This window comes from Mesorhizobium sp. M7A.F.Ca.CA.002.09.1.1, assembly GCF_003998555.1.
Classification (GTDB): domain Bacteria; phylum Pseudomonadota; class Alphaproteobacteria; order Rhizobiales; family Rhizobiaceae; genus Mesorhizobium; species Mesorhizobium ciceri.
This window is the reverse complement of the sequence record NZ_RZRR01000818.1, coordinates 1-2,548: the sequence shown is the minus strand read 5'-3', so window position 1 is coordinate 2,548 and position 2,548 is coordinate 1. Positions and strand designations below refer to the sequence as shown.

The 2,548-nt window shown below is 64.5% G+C and carries 3 protein-coding genes; 1 reads left to right on the top strand and 2 read right to left on the bottom strand.

Translation table 11 applies throughout. The features are described from left to right. Window positions 1-707, top strand: a 707-nt coding sequence (locus EN994_RS26750) for a PhnD/SsuA/transferrin family substrate-binding protein (protein WP_127307945.1), incomplete at its 5' end; no start/stop codon positions are given. Here EN994_RS26750 and EN994_RS26745 read toward each other — a convergent pair. Then, entirely contained in the window at window positions 672-2,027 is a 1,356-nt protein-coding gene (locus EN994_RS26745; protein ID WP_127307944.1) for a Xaa-Pro peptidase family protein, read from the bottom strand. The two genes, EN994_RS26750 and EN994_RS26745, sit on opposite strands and share 36 nt — an antisense overlap. 9 nt (window positions 2,028-2,036) lie before the next feature. After that, window positions 2,037-2,548: glycine cleavage T C-terminal barrel domain-containing protein (locus tag EN994_RS26740; RefSeq protein WP_164746222.1), on the bottom strand; the 512-nt coding region annotated here is incomplete at its 5' end.

Below are 2,548 nucleotides of genomic sequence, written 5' to 3'. Positions count from 1 at the left end.
CCATCGTGCGGCGCAATGGCGACCTGCCGCCGGTGCCGGGCGGAATTCGCGATGCTGCCGGTGCATTGATCGCACCCGATCCCGCGACATTGCCGCCGGATGAACTCGATTTCCATAGATTGTGGCTGCATCCTTTGCTGCTGTTCGCGCAGACCTGCTGGGGGCCGATGGAACTTGGCCTGTCCAGGCATGTGCAGGTGGTCGGCCAGCCGAGCTATGACGCCTATGAAGGCGGGCAGGGCGAGCTCTATTCGAGCGCTCTGGTGATGCGGATAGGCGAGGGACCGGAAGTTCGATCGCCTGCGGATGGCAGCGCTCTCATCCCGCTCGATCTGATCCGCGGCAAGCGCTTCACCTTCAACAGCCTCGATTCCATGTCGGGCATCATTGCGCTGACGCGCGACCTGCAAGCGGCCGGCGAAGGCTTGGACATCTTTTCGTCGCGTAGCGAGAGCGGCGGTCACCGCGCTTCAATCGTCGCCATTGCCGAGGGCTGGGCCGATGTTGCAGCGATCGACTGCGAAAGCTGGGCGCTGGCGCAGCGCTTCGAGCCAGCAGCGCGGAAAGTCGCGATCGTCGGCTGGACCGGACGGCGCAAAGGCCTGCCGTTCATCACGGCGAGGGCAACGCCGGAAAAGACAGTCAGGGCAATGCGAGAAGCGCTTGCCGGACTATCCGAGCAGCCTCGTATCCAGCGGGTAGGTTGAGAGCTGTTCGTTGCCGGCCTCGGTGATCAGGATCTGCTCTTCGAGCTTGACGCCTTCGCGCCCGCCAAGCCGGCCGATATAGCTTTCCACGCACAGCACCATGCCAGGTTCCAGCACGCCGTCCGGCGTGTCCGATGTCCAGTCGCTGGCATGCGGCAAGGTCGGGTATTCATCGGCCAGACCGACGCCGTGATAGAGCACGCCGTAGCGCGTCGGGAAGCAGTCACCCGGCGGCACCGCCGAGGCTTCGACGAGGTCGCGAAACGAGATGCCTGGCTGCATCAGAGCCGTGTTGTGTTCGATCTGGTCGGCGGCGATGCGGAACAGGGCGCGCTGTTCATTCGACGGGTTTGCATCGCCGCACAGCCAGGTGCGCGACAGGTCGGCGCAGAAGCCGTAGGGGCCGATCAGGTCGGTGTCGAAGGCGACGAGATCGCCAGCCTCGATCTTTCGCGAAGAGCATTCCTGGAACCACGGATTGGTGCGCGGGCCTGACGTCAGCAGTCGCGTCTCGATCCACTCGCCGCCGCGCGCGATGTTGCCACGATGCAATTCCGCCCATAGCTCGTTCTCGGAAATGCCCGGCTTCAGCGCCTGTTCCATCTCGCCCATCGCCGCTTCGCAAGCGACAATCGCCCGGCGCATGGCGAGGATTTCGTCCGGCGATTTGATCAGCCGCGCGTTCTCCATCACGGCTTCGCCATTGCCGATGGAAATGCCGAGGCGAGCCAGCTCCTCGACGCCTTCGGGATTGATGTGGTCGACGGCGATGCGGCTGTTGCCGCTACCATATTCCCCGACCAAATCGGCTATTCCGGCCGCCCAACGGCGGACCTTTTGCTCGGTCAGCTCACCGCCATAGAGATACATCCACGACACCGCCGGCCGCACCTCGTTGACGACGCCGGAATGGTCGGACAGGTGCTCGCAGGAAAAATAATCGAACAGCACCACCGGGCCTTCAGTGGCGACAAAGCAATGCCGCGTCGGATTGTGCGCCACCCAAAGCTGCATGTTGGTGCTGTCGGTGGCGTAGCGGATGTTGACGGGGTCGTAGAGCAGGGCGCCGGCATAGCCGCGCCGCTTCAGCTCGGCGCGGATACGCTCCAGCCGGTATTTTCGCATCGCCGCCAGGTCGGGCGCGGCAATGCCTGCCGCCGCCCACTCAGCCTCGGCCTGCGGGCCATAGCCCAGCACATGCTGGTTGAGCGAACCCGCCTTCTGACGGGAGGCGTCGCGCAAAGCTTCGATCGAGCCCGGCTCGAACGGCATGATCTTGCGGTGGCGGCCAAAGCTGCCCTTCGGCCCCGCGCTGTCCATCGTCGAACCTCAGGTCCGCATCTTCTCGCCGCTCGGATCGAAGGGCGCTTCGACATTGATGCGGGCCGGGCGCCGTTGACCGAGGATCTCGATCTCGAACAGCCCGGCACTTTCGTCCTCGGCAAGCGCTGCGGGGATATAGCCCTGCGCCATCGACTTCTGCACATAATGCGCATAGCCGCCCGACGTGACCCAGCCGACCACGCGCCAGTCGCCGTCGACGATGCCGCGCACGGCGGATGCGCCTTCGGCAGCCTTGGAGCCACGTATTTCCTTGCCGCCCTTGTCGAAGCGCGGCGCGCCATAGCCATGCGGCTTTTCCACCGTGCCGTAGTCCTTGCTGACCTTGGCCCAGATCGGCTCGTCACCCATGACATCGGCGTCGGTGGCATCGACGATGAAGGAGACGCGGCGCAGCTTTGGCCCCTCGGCCTGTTCCTTGGCGGCGGCCTCGCGGCCGATGAAGTCATTCTTCTCGAGCTTGATGAAGCGGTCCATCGCGCCTTCGAACGGTCCATAGA

Excerpts from the sequence above, each read along its gene's own strand:
- EN994_RS26745 (WP_127307944.1), bottom strand. The coding sequence starts at position 2,027 with ATGGACAGCGCGGGGCCGAAGGGCAGCTTTGGCCGCCACCGCAAGATC.